This window comes from uncultured Spongiibacter sp., assembly GCF_964011655.1.
Taxonomy (GTDB): Bacteria; Pseudomonadota; Gammaproteobacteria; order Pseudomonadales; family Spongiibacteraceae; genus Spongiibacter; species Spongiibacter marinus.
In genome coordinates this window covers 1-16710 of sequence record NZ_CAXGPO010000007.1, presented here as the reverse complement: position 1 = coordinate 16710, position 16710 = coordinate 1, and the positions used below count along the sequence as shown (strand labels likewise).

Sequence of the window (16710 nt, the reverse complement as noted above, 5' to 3'; positions counted from 1 at the left end):
GCCATGTTTCAGGGAGGCACCGCCGATGAATACCGACAGCACTCAAACCAGACTTTCGCTCTATCACTACCCGGCATGCCCATTTTGTGCCTATACCCGCGCAGCGATCAAAAGCTTGAAGCTGGACGTGGCGCAACGGGACATTGCCGTTAACCCAGGTTATCGCCGAGAGCTTCGTCAGGGCGGCGGCAAAACGCAGGTTCCCTGCCTGAAAATCGAGACGGGTGGCAGACAAATCTCAGAGAGCCTGGCACTTTCTCACGCCAATATGCGCGTGATGCTTCACCGAGCGCGAAACCAACTCTCGCCCTGCCGCTAGCGACGCGCTCATCACCAAGCCGCACAAATCCAGCAACCCAACTTCCACTACCCTCTGGTTCATAACGCTATGAAACACTTGCTCAAGCGCCTACCCATTACCCTTGGCAGCGCGCTATTGCTCTCATCAAACATCACCCTTGCTGGAGAGTACCCGCAAATCATTCAGCACATACTGGATCGCGGCCTGAGCATGGTCGCCGACTTCGACGCCACGCCCGACGTGCGCGGCTACATTCTGGAATCGCAAGGCAAGCCGATCACCGTCTATGTGAGCAAAGATAAGCAGCACGCCTTTGTCGGCACCCATATCGACCAAGACGGCAACAATCTCTCCGCTGAGACAATCGATGCCTTGTACTACCCCGCCAAAGCTAGTCAAACCTGGGCCGAGCTTGCATCAAGCCACTGGGTCGCCGACAGCGATAACAGCGCAGCGACGATTATCTACGCCTTTTACGACCCCAACTGCCCCTACTGCCAAGCTTTCCGCGAAGCCGCTAGCCCCTGGATTCAGTCGGGACAGGTTCAACTCAGGCACATTCTGGTTGGCGTGCTCACGCCCAGCAGCCTGCCCAAAGCCGCGACCATTCTGGGCGCTGCCAATCCGCACGCGGCCTATATGCAAAACGTGACGCAACATAAACGCGGCGGCATTGTCGTGCAGGAAAGCGCTCGCATACGCGGCGAACCACAGGTGCGGGCCAACAACCAACTAATGCAAAAACTTGGCGTGCCAGCCACACCAGGCATCTACTACAAAGATGCCAAGGGTCGGCTACATAGGCACTTGGGCATGCCGCCAGCGCACACGCTAAACCTGATGATGGAGGGCAGAATCCAGCCTTGAGGCTTTATGGCTTATTCGAGCAGAAAACCAAGGATGGCGCGCACGGCCTACCCATTCAACAGCGCTTCCACCCACTCCAAAAAGCGCACGGCGCCACGCGTTTCAAAGCTGTTTTTATTCGGCACGTAATAACACAGGCTGGAAGTCACCTCTCGCGTGTCAACGCTTTGCAGCAGTTTGGTATCCACCAAGCGCTTAGCGAGCGTTGTTGAACAAAACACCAGCCCGCGCCCGGCCATTGCCTGCTGAATCCCGAATAACTCCTGGTCAAAGGGAACGCAGTTAAGTTTTGCACCCTGCAGCCCATTCTCTTCAAGCCAAGCAGTGAGCGGCGGCTCCGGCAAGGCAGTATTTTTCCAATGCGTGGTAAACAGGGTAACTCCCTCGTTCCAGCTGCCAGGAGCCGCCATTCCGGGAGCGCCAAAGACATTAAATGACTCGTGTCGAATGATATCCGAGGGCTCAACTCTCGCCGCATCGCCATAGCGAACAGGCAAAATGTAAGACTGGCTATCCACTGACTCGCCTGTCGATATTTCCAGAGAGATACCCGGGTTCGCCTGTTCAAATTCGTGCTGAGCGGGAATCAGCGCCATCGCCGCCAACGACGAGGTCGTTGTCACCCTTACCGCTGTGCCCGCCCTCATCACCTCATCCAGGGCATTATCAATTTTACGAAACCCCTCCGAGGTTGCCTTTGCCAGGCGCGCCCCTGTTGCGGTTAACGCAATCCGCCTGCCTTGGCGATGAAATAAACTGACCGACAAGCGTCCCTCCAAATTACTGATGTGGTGGGAGATCGCCGTTGGCGTTAGCGACAGCTCCTCAGCGGCCAACTTAAAACTGCCCAAACGGGCAGCAGATTCAAACGCTTTAAGTGCCTGCAACGATACTTGCAACGTCCACCTCCCCAACTATAAGCATCGAGACTTTAGATGAGTTTAGCTCATCTGCAAGTGTGTTTTTATCGTTTGTTCGCCCACCCACAGCGACACAAAATATCCCTGTCACTAACTGAGCGAGAGAACGGCCATGACAGCATTACTCCATATCGATTCTAGTGTAAGAGCAGCAAGCAACCCGAACCCCGAGCATGACTCCCTGTCGAAAAATATCGCGCGGCGATTTATCGAGACATGGAAAAAGCACCGACCTCTAGATGAATATATCTACAGAGATGTTGGCATAAACCCACCGGCATTTATCAACCAAGACTGGATTGGCGCGGTATTTACTCCCGAGCACTACCGCAGCCCGGCACAACAGCAAACACTGGCCCTCTCCGACGAACTGATCGCAGAGGTCGCAGCGGCCGACATCATCGTCATTTCCTCACCAATGTACAACTACGGTATGCCCGCCCAACTTAAAGCCTGGTTCGACCAAATTGTGCGGATCAATAAAACCTTCGACTTTGACCTGTCGCGCGGCGACTACCCCTTACAGCCACTGCTATCTGGAAAAACGCTAGTCATCGTGACATCCACGGGGGAATTCGGCTTTGAAAAGGGCGGTATCCGCGAGCACTCCGCCCATCTGGTTCCTCACCTGAAAACGCTCAGCAAATATTTGGGCGTGGAAACCAGCTATGAAATCGCCTCGGAATACCAGGAATTTGGCGACGACCGGCACCGCCACTCACTCGACCAGGCAAAGGCCCGTGCCGAGCACCTTGCAACCGAACTATGCGGCGCGATGCCGACGCAATCGCCCACAACGGAGGCAGAAAGTGCATAACGCTCTCGAAAGCCGCCTGCCAGAGCACGCAGAAAGCACCATCGAGCTGGCGATTCAGCACGCCAATGCCGGTGGCTTGCCCTTCGCCGCACTGATTATCAATGCACAAGGGGAAGTCATCGGCGAAGGCGTCAATCAGGTCGGCCAACAGCTCGACTGCACCGCCCACGCCGAAGTTCAGGCAATACGAAACGCCTCACGCAAAACGCGCCGCGTTGCGTTACACGGCGCGACACTTATTGCCTCCGGCGAGCCCTGCGCGCTCTGTTATATGGCCATCCATATGGCCGATATCAAAAACGTGATCTGCCTTTCGAGCCGCCATGATGCCGCCGACCACGGCTTCGACTACCGATGGACCTACAGACACATAAACACCAGCCTACTGAATGCGCTTAACGTGGTGATGCTAGAGAACGACAGGAAACTGCTGCCATTTCAGGTGGCAAAACAGCAATTACGTAACAGTAATTAAACCAACAGCACCAAGGGGGGAGGAGAAACGGCTAAATAAAACCGAAAGTTATAGCGACTGAAACGTTACCAAAGCCCAGGGTCATTGAGCGCCTCAACACACTGTGTGGGGCCACTCATCGCCTGTAACGCGCCGCCATCGAGTGATTGCGCCAACCAGCCAATCGGCTGACTCAAGGGACATGGGGCTTTTACTATCGCTTCGGTAATCTGCTCAAAGCCCACTTTGGAATAATAGCCAGGGTCGCCATAGGTAAACACCAACTCAACTCCAAGCGATTTCAGATGATCTAAACCGTATCGAATAAGCGCCTGGCCCACCCCTTTGCCCTGCATATCCGTTGACACCGCAACCGGTGACAAAATAAAGGCAAGCTGCCCGCTCGGCACAATAAGCTGACTAAAGAAAATACCGCCAACAACAGCATCGCCTTCCCATGCAGTAAAGCCAATAACCGCAGACGGGGGTGTAGTTGAAATCAGGTCCTTAACGAAATCCGCAATCACCTGCCCTTCTGTCTCTCCTTCAGCATCTGAGAAAACCCGCTGAAACAGCCCGACAACGGGCCCTATATCGGATTCATTGAATAATGCAAGTCTCATCAATCTAGTTGCTCTCAGTGCAAACGACTGTATCAAACATGTAACGCATTCCAGCTACTCTCACACAGTGTCGAGTCAGACCCAGCTTGAACATTCTGCATTAGTTGCCAGAAAGCGCGCATAAAACCGGGGGAACTACACGAACGACTGCAGCTTCTCGTTAGCTTTCATGCGATGTTTCGTAGTGTATGTACTGCATTCTTGCATCCGAAGCTATCAAATCGTAACGTTCAACGAAATTATGAATTTTCTCCCTGTGGTCGCCATATGTATTAAGCCAATTACCAACAGCTTGCCCTACTACTTTGATTAATTCATATAGTTCGTAATAACCAGTATTTTTTTCATTCAAATTTATATTAGGCGGCATTTTACCGACATGAGCCACTAAGGAGCGAACTTTCCCTTGCTGAACTTTTCTTGAGCTCAAATTACTCATATGTAAAAGTGAGTTTCTCTGCTCCCAAAGCTCTTCTGGTGTTATATCTAGAATTCCAATATCTGAATATTCGTTAAGCCATTTAATAAAAATATTTTCCGGTATATTCCCATACTCGATAAAACTCATAGAATCTATTGCTACAACCAAGAGTTTTGTAGCAGACACATAATGCTTTGCATTGTAAAGAATTCGGACTGGCTGAAAGAAATCGTCATTAATAAGTGCGCTAAAATCGAAACCGCCATCATTAAAATACTTTCCAAAATAATCAACGCTCATTCAAACTCCTTTAGACTGTTAACATTTGGATATCGCGCAAGTTCGACTTACCCCAGCGTTAGCTAGTGCAAAAATCTTGTAACGCTCTGATTTTAAATAGTCGTTAACGCCGGAATCGCTTAGCGGGCTATACGCGCATGCGCTTAAATCTTGTAGATGGGGCTCATAGATTGCCCATATTTCCTTATGTGGCTGTTTTGCTTCGACCGTAGCTAATGTTTATGACTACGCACATTCCTTGCAGGGATACTTAGCATATAACCTGAACACCCAAAACACTAGCCAAGGCAGCACATCAATTATTATATGCGGCGCTTGCAGAAGGCTGTATTCGCGGGTCTATATAAGATATCGAAGGGAAAATAGCGGCGCCTGGGCTTTAAGGCGGGGAGGATGCTTGGCGCGAAACAGCGCCAAGCGGGTAAGCGCGTGTGCTAGCCCTGCATCATTTCAATAATGGCGGAGAAGTCTCGCTGGGCATTGCCGTCTTTGCCGGCGAAGCTGGCGTAGAGGCTGCGCGCCAATGCGCCCATGGGCACGGCGCTTTGGGTTTTCAGGCTGTTTTCCATCGCCAGCCCAAGGTCTTTGAGCATCAGCTGGGCCATAAAGCCGGGCTGGTAGTCGTTGCTGGCTGGGGTGGCCGGCATAACGCCGGGTACCGGGTTGTAGTTTTGCAGTGACCAGTTATCGCCAGAGCTGTTCTTCATAATCTCTGACAATATGCTGGCATCCAGGCCGTTATTTAAGCCCAGCTGCAGTGCTTCGGCGGTGCCGACCATATGCACAGCCAGCAGCATGTTGTTGCACATTTTGGCGATTTGGCCAGCGCCGTGGTCGCCCGCGTGGAAGATTTTTTTACCCATCCCCGCCAGGATTTTTTCTGCGCGGGCAAAGCCCGCTTCGCTGCCGCCGCACATAAAGGCAAGTGTGCCCGCCTGCGCGGCTTTTACGCCACCGGATACCGGCGCGTCTAACATATCCAGCCCTGCGGCCTCGGCCGCCGCGCCAACTTCGCGGGCGGTTTCGGCATCAATGGTGCTGCAGTCGAGGATAAGCGTGCCTTTTTGCGCCTTGGCAATCAGGCCGGCCTCGCCAAGGTATAAACCGGCCACGTGCTTACCGGCGGGCAGCATACTAAGAATCACCTCGGCGCCGTCGATGGCCGCTTCAGCGGTGCTGGCACACTGTGCGCCCTGCTCGGCTAGCGCTTGCATAGCGGACTGAGACAGATCAAAAACGGTCAGGCTGTGGCCTGCCTTGAGTAGATTGGCCGCCATTGGGCCACCCATATTTCCCAAGCCGATAAATGCAATGCTGCTCATGGTGTTCTCCTTATTGCGGCCCCAGGAAGGCGCGGCGGTATGGTTATAAATCGTGCAGTGGATGTTCTGACCAAGGGGCTTCGAAGTAAGCACCTACTTCGGCGCTGTCTATCGCTTCGTAGCTGCTATGGCGCCACTGGGGGTTTTTATCTTTGTCGATTAACAGGGCGCGCACACCCTCGGCGAAGTCGCTGTCACGCACCACATTGGTGGACAGCACTAGCTCAGCGCGAAATACCTCGCGCAGGCTCAGGCCGTCGGCGCGGCGCAATTGCTCCAGGATTAGGCGTGCACTCAACGGCGAACCCGCAGACAAAGTTGCCGCCGCTTTTTGCAGCCAGGGGTTTTCGCTGGATAGCTCGGTGATGGCCTTGATGGCGGCAATATCATCGCCCTCGCAGAGCTGATTAATTACTGGCGCCGCAGGCTCGACATTGGCCTCGGGAAGCGCCGCTTGCGAGGCTTCTATATGGCTGGCCATCAGGCTGTACAGGCGCTCGTGATTGTCGCTGACATCGTCCGACCACAGCTCGTTGGCCATCGCTGCCAACACGTCGTCGCGGCGGCTGTTTTCAATAAAGCCCTCGGCCAAGCCGAGGTACAGGGCGTCGCGGCCATTGAAGGACGCGCCGGTTAGCGCCAGGAAGCGCCCACATTGGCCGGGCATGCGATTAAGGAAATAACTGCCGCCCACGTCGGGGTAGAGACCGATGGTAATTTCCGGCATGGCCAGACGGGACTTTTCGGTGACAACGCGGTAACTACCCGCCGCGAAGATACCCAAACCACCGCCCATAACAATGCCGTGCCCCCACACCACAACGGGTTTGGCGAACTGGTGCAGCGCGTAGTCGAGGCGATATTCCTGCTCGAAGAAGCGCTCGGCGTATTCGCAGGGGCCGCCCGGTGTTTCGGTTGCGGAGCGATACAGAGCCTGCACGTCGCCACCTGCACAGAAGGCTTTTTCACCGGCAGCGGTAATAAACAGGCAGGCGATATCGCGACGGTCTCGCCACTCGGCCAGCTGCTTTAGCATGGCCTCGACCATGCCTAGGTTAAGGGAGTTCAGCGTTTTTTCTACATTGAGGGTGACAATGCCCAGCTTCTGACCGCTGGCGGTGTCGCGCTCTTCAAATAGTACGTCCTGGCTTGTGCTCATTAGGCGTTTTTCCACTCCGGTTGCCGTTTTTCCAAGAAGGCATTCACGCCTTCTTTTTGGTCGACGGTATCAAACAGTTGCACAAAACGCTCGCGCTCCAGAATCAGCCCTTTTGGCATGACGGCATCGCGCGCTTCGTGGATTAACGCTTTGCAGAAGCTGACGGCCACTGGGCTTTGCTGGGCAACAGCGCTTGCCATATTCAGCGCCGCCTGCAGGGACTCGCCACGGGGCACTAGCTCTTCAACCAGGCCGATGCGATGCGCCGTTTCGGCATTCACTCGCTCGCCACACAGAATCATGCGTTTGGCCCAGCCCGCACCCACCAGCGCGGTAAGACGCTGAGTGCCACCCGCGCAGGGCAACAGGCCAACCTTGGCCTCGGGCAGTGCCATTTGCGCCTGCTCTTCGGCGATACGAATGTCGCAGGCCAGCGCACATTCCAAACCACCGCCCATCGCGAAACCGTTAATGGCGGCAATGCTCACGCCGCGAAAATCGGCTAAGGCTTCAAACGCCTGACCAAACTTCAGGCCGATATCTTGCGCCACCGCTTTGTCGCCGCTGGCAAACATTTTCAGGTCGGCCCCGGCGGAGAAGAATTTTTCGCCGCTGCCGGTGATCACCAAGGCGTAGATATTTTTGTCGGCGTTGAGCGCGGCAATCAGCGTTTTCAGGCCACTCAGGGATTCAGCATCCCAGGTGTTGGCGGCGGGGTTATTGATGGTTACCACGGCTGTGTGGCCCTGCACGTCAAGCTGTAATTTTTCGGTTGGGCTCATGCTCATTTAATCACCTCCAGTGCGCCTTCCATTAAGATTCGGCGGGCGATAATCACCCGCATAATTTCGTTGGTACCTTCCAGAATTTGATGCACGCGACTGTCGCGCAGGTGCCGCTCCAAGGGGTACTCGCGTATGTAGCCGTAACCGCCGTGCAGCTGCAGCGCGGCATTGCACACGTCAAAACCCACGTCGGTGGCAAAGCGCTTGGCCATGGCGCAGTAGCTGCTGGCCTCCGGGTGGCCGGTGTCGAGTTTAAACGCCGCCAGCCTGACAATTTGTCGCGCGGCAACAAGCTGTGTGGCCATATCGGCCAGGGTAAATTGGGTGTTTTGAAAATCGGCTATGGCCTGGCCAAATTGCTCACGCTCTTTCACGTAAGCGATTGCCGTTTCCAGTGCGGCTTGCGCGGTGCCAATAGAGCAGGTGGCGATATTAATGCGGCCGCCGTCCAGGCCTTGCATTGCAATGCGAAAGCCCTGCCCCTCGTCGCCGAGGCGGTTGTCAGCGGGCACCCGCACATTGTCGAAGGTAACTGTCGCCGTCGGCTGACTGTTCCAGCCCATTTTTTCTTCCGGTTTACCGTAGCTGATGCCTTCACTATCGGCGGGAATGGCAAAGGCGCTAATACCTTTGGGGCCAGGCTCTCCGGTGCGCAGCATGGCAACCAACACGTCGGTGGCACCGGCGCCAGAGATAAACATTTTGCTGCCATTCACAATGTAGTGCTCACCGTCGCGGCGAGCAGTGCTGCGCAGGTTGCCCGCATCGGAGCCGGCACCGGGCTCGGTAAGGCAGTACGAGGCCAGCGCCTCGCCAGTCACCAAAGCCGGGCACAGCGCTTCAACCAACTCAGGCTGGCCGTAGTGGCCGATCATGCTGGTGGCCATATTATGGATGGTTAAAAACGCCGCCGTAGAGGTGCAGCCGCGGGCCAGCTCTTCAACAATCAGGCTGGTATCCAAACGGCTCATGCCCAAGCCCCCGGCAGATTCCGGGGTATACATGCCCATGAACCCCAGCTCTCCGGCTTGACGCAGTGCGTCTTTAGGGAAGATGTGTTCGGCGTCCCACTTTGCGGCGTTGGGCATGAATACGCCCTCGGCAAACTGGCGCGCGCTCAGGGCATAGGCCTGCTGGTCGTCGTTTAATTCAAAATCCATAACTGCGTTACCTTAACCACAACTCACTTATGCGCCAGGCGCCAAACCCGCGGCATGCTCGGCAGCGATCGCTGAGGCAAACAGCTGCTCATCGGCGGGAAGCTGTTTGGTTTGAGCCAACGGCCGCGACACCCAGGTAATGTTTACCAGGTCTAGCCAGCTAATATTATTGTTGGTGCCATTGCCGCCCCAACTGCCACAACCGAGCGAAAAAGTCTGGCGCATACCATTCCAAACATTACCACTATTCGACGGCGCTTGCGGCTGATTTACCATCACCCGCGAGGTAAACGTTTGCTCGGCATAGCGCTGGATATTGTCATCGCTGCGCGAGTAAATGCCGCAGCTATGCCCCTGCCCCTGATACGCCTGTATGGCATTGGTGGTGGCAATGGCCTCGTCCAGGTCGGCCACGCGATAGAAGGCCATTACCACCGACATTTTTTCCCCTGAGAAAGGATGCTCCGCCCCCGCGCCGGTTTCCGGCACGATGAAAAACTGCTTGCCCTCGGGCAGGTCGATACCCGCCATCGCTGCCAATACCGATGCCGGCTGGGCAACAATTTTGCTATTGATGTGGCCATCTTCCCAGATCAACGCCTGCAAGCGCTGCTTTTCTTCGCTGTTGCAAATATAGCCGCCCTCGGCCTGAAGCTTGTCGAGCAGGCTGTCGGCAATGGCCTCAAACGCCACCACCGAGTTATCGGAGGAACACGACGCTGCCAGATCCAGGGTTTTTGAAATACGAATTTTCTCCGCCGCCATCTCCAGGTCGGCGGTGTCATCAACCACAATCACCGCATTGCCCGCGCCAACGCCCAGTGCAGGCGTGCCGCTGGCATAGGCCGACTTCACCATGGCCGCGCCACCGGTGGCCAGAATGCGGTCGCACTGCTTCATTAATTCGTTAGTGCTTTCCAGTGAGGGCTGCTCAATCGCGATAACCAAATCCTCGGGGGCACCCAGCGCGGCGATGGCGGCACGCATGCGATCGCAGATCATTTTATTGGTGAGCTTGGAGCGCGGGTGCGGCGCAATAATGATGGCATTGCGCCCTTTTACGGCAAAAATAGACTTAATCACCGGCGTCGCTTCGGGGTTAGTGCAGGGTGCCAAGGCGCCGATCACGCCGACAGGCTTGGCGATTTTAACAATATTGCGCTCGCGATCTTCTTCGATCACACCCACGGATTTGTCGTGCAAAATATCGAACAGGGTTGCCCGCGTTTTCTTGGCGATTTTTAAATACTTGCCCTCGTAGTTACCCAGCTGGGTTTCCTCTACGGTAAAGCGCGCCACGTCTTCGGCAACACCGGGTTTGGCAACCGCCCACACCATGGCGGTGATCAATTCATCAACCTGCTGCTGGCTGTAGTGCGCAATTTGCTGCTGAGCAGCGCGCGACCGCGCCATCAAACCTGCAATATAGTCGGCGGCGTTGGCCTCTGCCTGTTGGGTATTTTCCATGGTGTTTACCTGCTGATCTCTGTGCCCCAGCAACCGTGCATAGGACGAAATTGTTAACAGGTCGCTATAAAACCACAGCCAAGCTGGCTTCTGGATTGACTATATTGGGCTATTGATGGACTATATTGCTACACTAAAGAACCACTCCGGCTAGACAATGATTATGAGCATCACCTCTGACTGGCCCCTTCCACCCGATGGTGTGCGCTTCCTTACGCCGCAGCGCGTCGCCCAACAACTGGCCGCCCACCCACTGAGCGAGGCCCTGTATCCACTGGCCATGGGCTACTACCCTTATGCCCACGGCCACCGTATGGAGCGGGATCAGCACGACAGTTTTCTGCTGATTTACTGCATTGATGGCAGTGGTGTTCTGCGCAGTGGCGAGCGCCAGTTCAGCATTGCCAGCGGGGATTTAATTTTGTTGCCCAAGGGCATGGCGCATCAGTACGCTGCGGACGACGACACACCGTGGACCATTTACTGGCTACACTTTGACGGCCGATTGGCCGACGACTTTTATCGCCACAGTCAGCTACACACCCCGCATATCCATATTGGCGTTCAACCCCGCGTGGTACGCATTTTTGATGGCCTGTCAGAGTTGCGACGCAGCGCCTATCAACTCGCCGAGTTTATTCAGGGCTGCCACCAATTGCAGGCCCTGTTGAGCTACATCGCCCTGCTGGTTCGCCAGCAACCCTCACGTGGCGGCAAGCGCCTGGATTGGGAACATATTCGTGCGGTAATGCAGGAGCATATTCACGGCCAGCTGAACTTAGAGACACTCGCAGCCAGCGCCAATATGTCGAAGTATCACTTTATTAAAAAGTTTAAGGCCTGGAGCGGGCAGTCGCCGATTCAGTACTTTATTCACATGAAAATACAGCGCGCCTGCTACCTGCTGGACAGCACGGCAATGTCGGTGAAGGAAGTGGCGGCCACACTGGGTTATGACGATATGTATTATTTTTCCCGGCTTTTTAAAAAAGTGCTGGGCATTGCACCCAGCGACTACCGGCGCCATCGAGGCGCTATTCCGCCACGCCCTTAGACCAGCAGCTCCCCGGCCAATACGGTTCGGGCACTGCCCGATAAAACAACCCGCTCGCCGTGTATGGCAATACCAACGTTGCCACCGCGCGCGGAAATTTGCCGCGCATTAAAGCTATCGCGACCGAGCTTTTGCTGCCAGTAGTGCGCCAACGCGCAGTGCGCCGAACCCGTTACTGGATCCTCTTCAATACCGACAGCCGGTGCGAAGAAGCGCGATACGAAGTCATGCTTCTCGCCGCGAGCGGTAACGATTAAGCCCCTTACATTCAGGGCGGAGATAGCTGCGCTGTCAGCCGTAAAATTCTCCACCGCACGCTGATCCGCCAGCTCTAGCAATAGGTCTTCCCCTGCCGTTGCCGCCGCTACGGCGCCACTGGTTAGGCTGGCCGGCCAGCTGTCATAGCTACAGCTTTGCGTCACACACAGGGGAAAGTCCATCGACATACCATCGCCACGACGCTGCACGCGCAACTCGCCGCTCAGGGTGTCAAAGCGCAAGGTGTCGGCGCCGATCTGACACTGCTCCCACAGGGCGTGCGCACAAGCCAGCGTTGCATGACCGCAGAGGGACACCTCCGCCTTCGGGGTAAACCAGCGCAGGCTCCAGCATTCCCCTTGGCTGTCCAGCGGCTGAAGAAATGCGGTTTCAGAGAGGTTAAATTCCGCAGCGATCTTTTGCAGACTTTCGTCATCGAGCTGACGGTTTTGTAAAACGACCGCGGCCGGGTTACCGGAGAACGGCTGGTCACTGAAGGCATCGACAATAAAACTTTTCATGTGTTGTTTTCCTTGTAGCGCATTAGCCGTAAGCGCCCTTGAGTATGTCTTCACAAAGTTGTGGCAACACCACACTGGCAAGGCCCTGGCGATGCTCAGCAAATTCGCTGGCGGGGCTCGCCGGCTCGATATTAACCTCAATACTGTGCGCACCGGCACGGCGCGCCTCATGAACGAAGCCAGCGGCGGGATACACCTGCCCGGAGGTACCGATGGCAATAAATAACTGACACTGAGACAACGCCTGCTGAATATCGTCCATATACAGCGGCATCTCGCCAAACCATACCACGTGGGGACGCAGTGTCTGCGGCAAATTACAGCATTCACAATGCTGTGATGGCAGCAGATCCTGCTGGATCTCAAAACACTGGCCGCTATTGGCGCAGCGCATCTTCAGCAGCTCACCGTGCATATGCAGCAGCTTATTCGAACCGGCCCGCTCGTGAAGGTTGTCGATATTTTGGGTAACCAGCAGCAGGTCACCGTCAAAGTGTTTCTCCAATTCAGCCAGCGCAATATGAGCGGGATTGGGCGCAATATCCGCTGACAATAATTGCTGACGGCGACGGTTGTAAAAGTCATGAACTCGCTCGGGGTTACGCGCGAACCCCTCCGGGGTCGCCACCTCTTCAATGCGGTGCTCTTCCCAGAGGCCATCGGCCGCGCGAAAGGTCTGTATGCCCGACTCGGCGGAAATACCCGCGCCCGTTAACACAACAATGCGTGACAGGGTTTGGCTACTCATCTACGACGCCCTCCAAAGGCTTCTCCATAAAGCGTGCGCTGCCGTACTCCGGCCGCAGTTGGTAGTCGACGAAGCCAAAGCGTTGATAGCTCTGCCGGGCAGCGGTATTGCCCTCTAATACCTCCAACGTCAGCTTGCAGTAACCGCGCCTCTGCGCCAGTGTTTGAATATGCTCCAACATGGCCGAACACACGCCGCGTTGGCGCCAGGCGGGGTGCACGATAATGTCGTGGATATTCAACAGCGGCTTGGCTTTGAAAGTGGAAAATCCCACAAAGGCGTTGATCAGGCCAATGGCTTGCCCGCCGTCCCAGGCGATGACACTGATCGCCCCCGGCTGCTCGGCCAGCGCATCACACAAACTTGATACCACTTCTGGAGCCAGCGCTTCTGCACCACCCATTGGGTCTTTGGCGTAGCACTCCATCAGCGACACGATCGCCTCACAATCACTCTCACAGGCATAGTCCGCCAGGCGACACTGCCAGTCTTTCATTTGTTTCTCCCAACTTGCCAAACGCGCTTACGGCCCGCGGCGCACCACTTACCTGGCGCGTCATATTCACACTTCTAGCGGCCGCGCGCGTTACGTATACTCTGTGTCATAAACACCAATAAAGAGAACCGTTATGTCCCAGAAACTCTTGCCTGTACTCGGCATCAGCGCCGCGCTATTGCTTAGCGGCTGCGGTAGCAGTTCATCCTCGTCAACGACCAATAACGGCTCGCCAAGTGGTAACGGCGGCGTTGCTGAGGCAAAAACCTTCAGCGACCAGGCCATTACCGCCGATGACGGCGAAACCATCGCCTTCACCGCCTACACACCGGAGAACCCGAACGGCAAAGCCGTACCGCTGATTCTGCACGGTCACGGCTTTGGTCTTTCCCGCGCAAAAAATCTGGAAAACCCCAATCCACTGGAAGCGTTTACAACCAAAGATGTTTCCGGTGATGTGGCTCGCCAAGCGTGGCTGGACAAGGGCTACTATGTGATCAGCTTCGACCAGCGCGGTTTCGGTGACAGCACCGGGAAAATTAGTGTGATGGACCCCGATGTGGATTGCAAAAGCATTTCCTCCATCATCGACTGGGCCGAAATCAATCTGCCGAATTTGAAGCGCGACAATGGCGATCCACTGATTGGCTCGGTGGGCCTCTCTTACGGCGGCGGCTTCCAGACTGTGTGCTCAAGCGTCGATAAACGCTTCGACGCTATTGTACCGCTGGCCACCTGGAGCCACCTGCCCTATAGCCTGTACGCCGACAGCAGCCCCAAAACCAGCTGGCTGGACGTGCTGGGCATCGCCTCGATGGGCAACCTGGAAGACTACCTGTGGCCGGCGTTTCTGCAGGCCAACTCCACCGGCAATATCGACCAATCTGTTATCGATAAACTCGCAGGGCACGGCCCGCTGTCCTACTGCCTGGGTGAGCGCAGCGACGGCGGCACCTTATCCAAAGCAGACGCACTGTTTATTCAGGGCGCTAACGATATCTTATTCAATGCCAACGAGGCTGTTGAGAATTACGAATGCTGGACCGGCCAAGGCCGGGACACCCACTTGTTTGTGCAGCGCGAGGGACATATTTTGCCGCTGCTGCAAGATGCCGGTGAAATGATCCTGTTTGGCACCGACGAAACCCTGTACTGCGACGACCAGCAGTTCGACACCACCACCATCGCGCTGGGTTTCCTCGCCAATAAATTGATGGGCGAACCGCAACAAGACCTGCCCGACGTGTGCTTCAGCCACGCGGCGTCTCAGCAGGGTCGCAGTTTCAGCAGCGTGGTTCGCGGTGGCACCACAACCCTGCTGCCGGCCAGCCAGGTAATTCCCGGCGGTGCCGCCTACGTCATCAACCTCTTACAGGCCTTGCCACTGGGCACCTTGCTAGAGGTGTTAGCGGGCCTACCCGGAGAAACCGCTGGCGTATTGCAGGCCGTATTAGGCGGCCTACAGGACCCGGCCTCCATCGCCGATTCTCTGGATGACATCCTGAATCTGATTCCCGCTGAAGTGATCAATAAAACCCTCGCGGCGGGTCAGTTTATTCCGCTGATCACGGTCGATAATGACGGCTTACTGGCCGGTATTCCAACCGCCAACCTGCTATTGGAAGGCGGCAACGGTGACGGCAACCTTCTGTATGTTGGCCTGGGTAAACGCCGGGGCGGCGACGCGGCGCTGGTTAACGACCAGGTACGGCCGGTGCGCGGTATCGGCGCCAAGCAATTGGAGCTGGTGGGTGTGAACGAGGACTTACAGGCGGGCGATGAGCTGGGACTGATGGTCTATGGCATTCATCCCTACTACTTGTATCCTGCGGGCCTGGTGCAACCGCCTCTGCCGGTTAGCGTGAATGGCACGGTACAGCTCCCCATTCACACTCAGTAAGGATTCAGCCGGGGGGCATCGCGCCTCCGGCTTGTTGTTGAGCAGCGTTTAGCCAATACCCACAAAGGTTGCCAGCCAAAGGCTCAGCACGGTCATCGAAGTGACCGAGGCAGCCAGAATCAGCAGCAATTTAAACGGCTTAAAGGGCTTTCGCTCGACGTCGTTATAACCCTTCTTCAGAAATTCATCGACTTTGAGCTGATCTTCGGGATACAGCTTATTGTGTTCGTTTTCCATCAATTACCGCCCCAATATAATACATCGCCATAAAAAAAGGCGGCCCCATTATCACAGGATGCCGCCTTCAACTCCAGCCGTCGCCGTGCAGGGCACGGCAGGCTGTGGGATATACGCGTTTACGCGAACGCTTCTTCCGCAATATCCATCAACGTGCTGCTGCCGTTGCGGATTGATGCGCTCAGGGCGCTGGCCTGTGGCAACAGGCGCTGAACGAAGAAGCGAGCGGTTTGCAGCTTGGCTTTGTCGAACTCTTCACCCTGCTGGCTTTCACCGCTGAGCACAGTGCGACACATCATTGCCCACATGTAGCTGAACAGTGTGAAGCCCATTACGTGCAGGTATTCGTTCGCGGCTGCGCCAATCGCGTTGGCATCACTGCCCGCTTGCTCAAGTACAAACTTGGTCAGCGACTCGAGGTTGTCGACCGCGTCGTTCAGCGGGTTCAGGAATTCATCCATGCCCGCAACCGATGCAGAGTCGGCGCTAAAGGCGCGCATTTCAGCGATCAGTGCCTGAAGGTTTTTCGCGCCATTGGCGGCAACCTTACGCCCCATCAAATCCATCGCCTGGATACCGTTGGTGCCTTCGTAGATTTGCGCAATGCGCACGTCGCGAACCAGCTGTTCCATGCCCCACTCACGCACGTAGCCGTGGCCGCCGTAACACTGTTGACCCAGTACGGTACCCTCGAAGCCCTTATCGGTCAGGAAGGCTTTTGCAACAGGCGTCAGCAATTCAACCATGCCCGAGGCCAGCGCCTTGGCATCGCCGTCGCCAAATTTAGACACGTCCAACTGTTTGCCCACATACACAGCAAATGCGCGACCCGCTTCAACCAGTGCTTTCTGGGTGAGCAGCATGCGGCGAACATCGGGGTGTACAACGATTGGGTCGGCA

The 16710-nt window shown here is 55.7% G+C and carries 19 protein-coding genes; 6 read left to right on the top strand and 13 right to left on the bottom strand.

The annotated features are described in order from the left end of the window. The first annotated feature begins 25 nt into the window (after positions 1–25). Both ABNS66_RS05245 and dsbG read left to right on the top strand, forming a co-directional pair. Positions 26–319, top strand: coding sequence for a glutaredoxin domain-containing protein (locus ABNS66_RS05245; RefSeq protein WP_286840186.1), 294 nt, complete (start codon positions 26–28; stop codon positions 317–319). A 69-nt stretch (positions 320–388) separates the two neighbouring features. Continuing rightward, a complete protein-coding gene (dsbG, locus tag ABNS66_RS05240; RefSeq protein ID WP_286840185.1) occupies positions 389–1168 on the top strand; it encodes a thiol:disulfide interchange protein DsbG in 780 nt (259 codons plus the stop codon). A 47-nt stretch (positions 1169–1215) separates the two neighbouring features. On the opposite strand, the gene ABNS66_RS05235 is transcribed toward dsbG, so the two are convergent. After that, on the bottom strand, positions 1216–2067 hold the full coding sequence (locus ABNS66_RS05235) for a LysR family transcriptional regulator (RefSeq protein ID WP_286840183.1): 852 nt from the start codon (positions 2065–2067) through the stop codon (positions 1216–1218). A gap of 133 nt (positions 2068–2200) precedes the next feature. Between ABNS66_RS05235 and ABNS66_RS05230 the strand changes: the two genes are divergently transcribed. Together ABNS66_RS05230 and ABNS66_RS05225 are read left to right on the top strand one after the other, a co-directional pair. After that, positions 2201–2905 carry an NAD(P)H-dependent oxidoreductase gene (locus tag ABNS66_RS05230; protein ID WP_286840181.1) on the top strand — a complete coding sequence of 235 codons (705 nt, stop codon included), beginning with the start codon at positions 2201–2203 and terminating at the stop codon, positions 2903–2905. Then, positions 2898–3380: a nucleoside deaminase gene (locus tag ABNS66_RS05225; RefSeq protein ID WP_286840179.1), complete on the top strand. Its 483-nt coding sequence runs from the start codon at positions 2898–2900 to the stop codon at positions 3378–3380. The genes ABNS66_RS05230 and ABNS66_RS05225 overlap by 8 nt, the downstream gene beginning before the upstream one ends. Before the next feature lie 65 nt (positions 3381–3445). Here the strand turns inward: ABNS66_RS05225 and ABNS66_RS05220 are convergent, their stop codons facing one another. The 7 genes from ABNS66_RS05220 to ABNS66_RS05190 all read right to left on the bottom strand — a co-directional run bounded on the left by ABNS66_RS05220 (position 3446) and on the right by ABNS66_RS05190 (position 10596). Then, entirely contained in the window at positions 3446–3982 is a 537-nt protein-coding gene (locus ABNS66_RS05220; protein WP_286840177.1) for an N-acetyltransferase, read from the bottom strand. Positions 3983–4142: 160 nt separating this feature from the next. Next, positions 4143–4703: a hypothetical protein gene (locus ABNS66_RS05215; protein WP_286840175.1), complete on the bottom strand. Its 561-nt coding sequence runs from the start codon at positions 4701–4703 to the stop codon at positions 4143–4145. 434 nt (positions 4704–5137) lie between these two features. Beyond that, positions 5138–6025, bottom strand: a complete 888-nt coding sequence (gene mmsB / locus ABNS66_RS05210) for a 3-hydroxyisobutyrate dehydrogenase (protein ID WP_286840172.1) — start codon at positions 6023–6025, stop codon at positions 5138–5140. 43 nt (positions 6026–6068) lie between these two features. Next, complete coding sequence (locus ABNS66_RS05205; protein WP_286840169.1) at positions 6069–7184, bottom strand: enoyl-CoA hydratase/isomerase family protein; 1116 nt, start codon at positions 7182–7184, stop codon at positions 6069–6071. Then, on the bottom strand, positions 7184–7972 hold the full coding sequence (locus ABNS66_RS05200) for an enoyl-CoA hydratase (RefSeq protein ID WP_286840168.1): 789 nt from the start codon (positions 7970–7972) through the stop codon (positions 7184–7186). The genes ABNS66_RS05205 and ABNS66_RS05200 overlap by 1 nt, the downstream gene beginning before the upstream one ends. Then, on the bottom strand, positions 7969–9129 hold the full coding sequence (locus tag ABNS66_RS05195; RefSeq protein ID WP_286840166.1) for an acyl-CoA dehydrogenase family protein: 1161 nt from the start codon (positions 9127–9129) through the stop codon (positions 7969–7971). Before ABNS66_RS05195 ends, ABNS66_RS05200 begins: the two co-directional genes overlap by 4 nt. Positions 9130–9156: 27 nt before the next feature. Then, complete coding sequence (locus tag ABNS66_RS05190; protein WP_286840164.1) at positions 9157–10596, bottom strand: aldehyde dehydrogenase family protein; 1440 nt, start codon at positions 10594–10596, stop codon at positions 9157–9159. Positions 10597–10759: 163 nt separating this feature from the next. On the opposite strand from ABNS66_RS05190, the gene ABNS66_RS05185 reads away from it, so the two are divergent. Beyond that, positions 10760–11650 (top strand): AraC family transcriptional regulator, encoded by an 891-nt coding sequence (locus tag ABNS66_RS05185; protein ID WP_286840162.1) that lies wholly within the window; start codon positions 10760–10762, stop codon positions 11648–11650. Here the strand turns inward: ABNS66_RS05185 and ABNS66_RS05180 are convergent. Genes ABNS66_RS05180 through ABNS66_RS05170 form a run of 3 tightly spaced genes read right to left on the bottom strand, consistent with a single transcriptional unit; the run spans position 11647 to position 13673 of the window. Beyond that, complete coding sequence (locus ABNS66_RS05180) at positions 11647–12429, bottom strand: PhzF family phenazine biosynthesis isomerase (RefSeq protein ID WP_286840160.1); 783 nt, start codon at positions 12427–12429, stop codon at positions 11647–11649. The genes ABNS66_RS05185 and ABNS66_RS05180 overlap by 4 nt on opposite strands. A 22-nt stretch (positions 12430–12451) precedes the next feature. Beyond that, entirely contained in the window at positions 12452–13177 is a 726-nt protein-coding gene (gene cobB, locus ABNS66_RS05175; RefSeq protein ID WP_286840158.1) for a Sir2 family NAD+-dependent deacetylase, read from the bottom strand. Then, positions 13170–13673 (bottom strand): GNAT family N-acetyltransferase, encoded by a 504-nt coding sequence (locus tag ABNS66_RS05170; protein WP_286840155.1) that lies wholly within the window; start codon positions 13671–13673, stop codon positions 13170–13172. Before ABNS66_RS05170 ends, cobB begins: the two co-directional genes overlap by 8 nt. Before the next feature lie 133 nt (positions 13674–13806). Here ABNS66_RS05170 and ABNS66_RS05165 point away from each other — a divergent pair, with 133 nt between their 5' ends. Continuing rightward, positions 13807–15573 (top strand): CocE/NonD family hydrolase, encoded by a 1767-nt coding sequence (locus ABNS66_RS05165; RefSeq protein WP_286840153.1) that lies wholly within the window; start codon positions 13807–13809, stop codon positions 15571–15573. A gap of 48 nt (positions 15574–15621) precedes the next feature. Here the strand turns inward: ABNS66_RS05165 and ABNS66_RS05160 are convergent, their stop codons facing one another. Both ABNS66_RS05160 and ABNS66_RS05155 read right to left on the bottom strand, forming a co-directional pair. Next, the gene (locus ABNS66_RS05160; RefSeq protein ID WP_204996244.1) at positions 15622–15810 is read right to left on the bottom strand and encodes a DUF3094 family protein; all 189 of its coding nucleotides are present in this window, start codon (positions 15808–15810) and stop codon (positions 15622–15624) included. Positions 15811–15929: 119 nt separating this feature from the next. Then, positions 15930–16710 (bottom strand): acyl-CoA dehydrogenase C-terminal domain-containing protein (locus ABNS66_RS05155; RefSeq protein ID WP_348655238.1); only part of this gene is annotated, 781 nt, incomplete at its 5' end.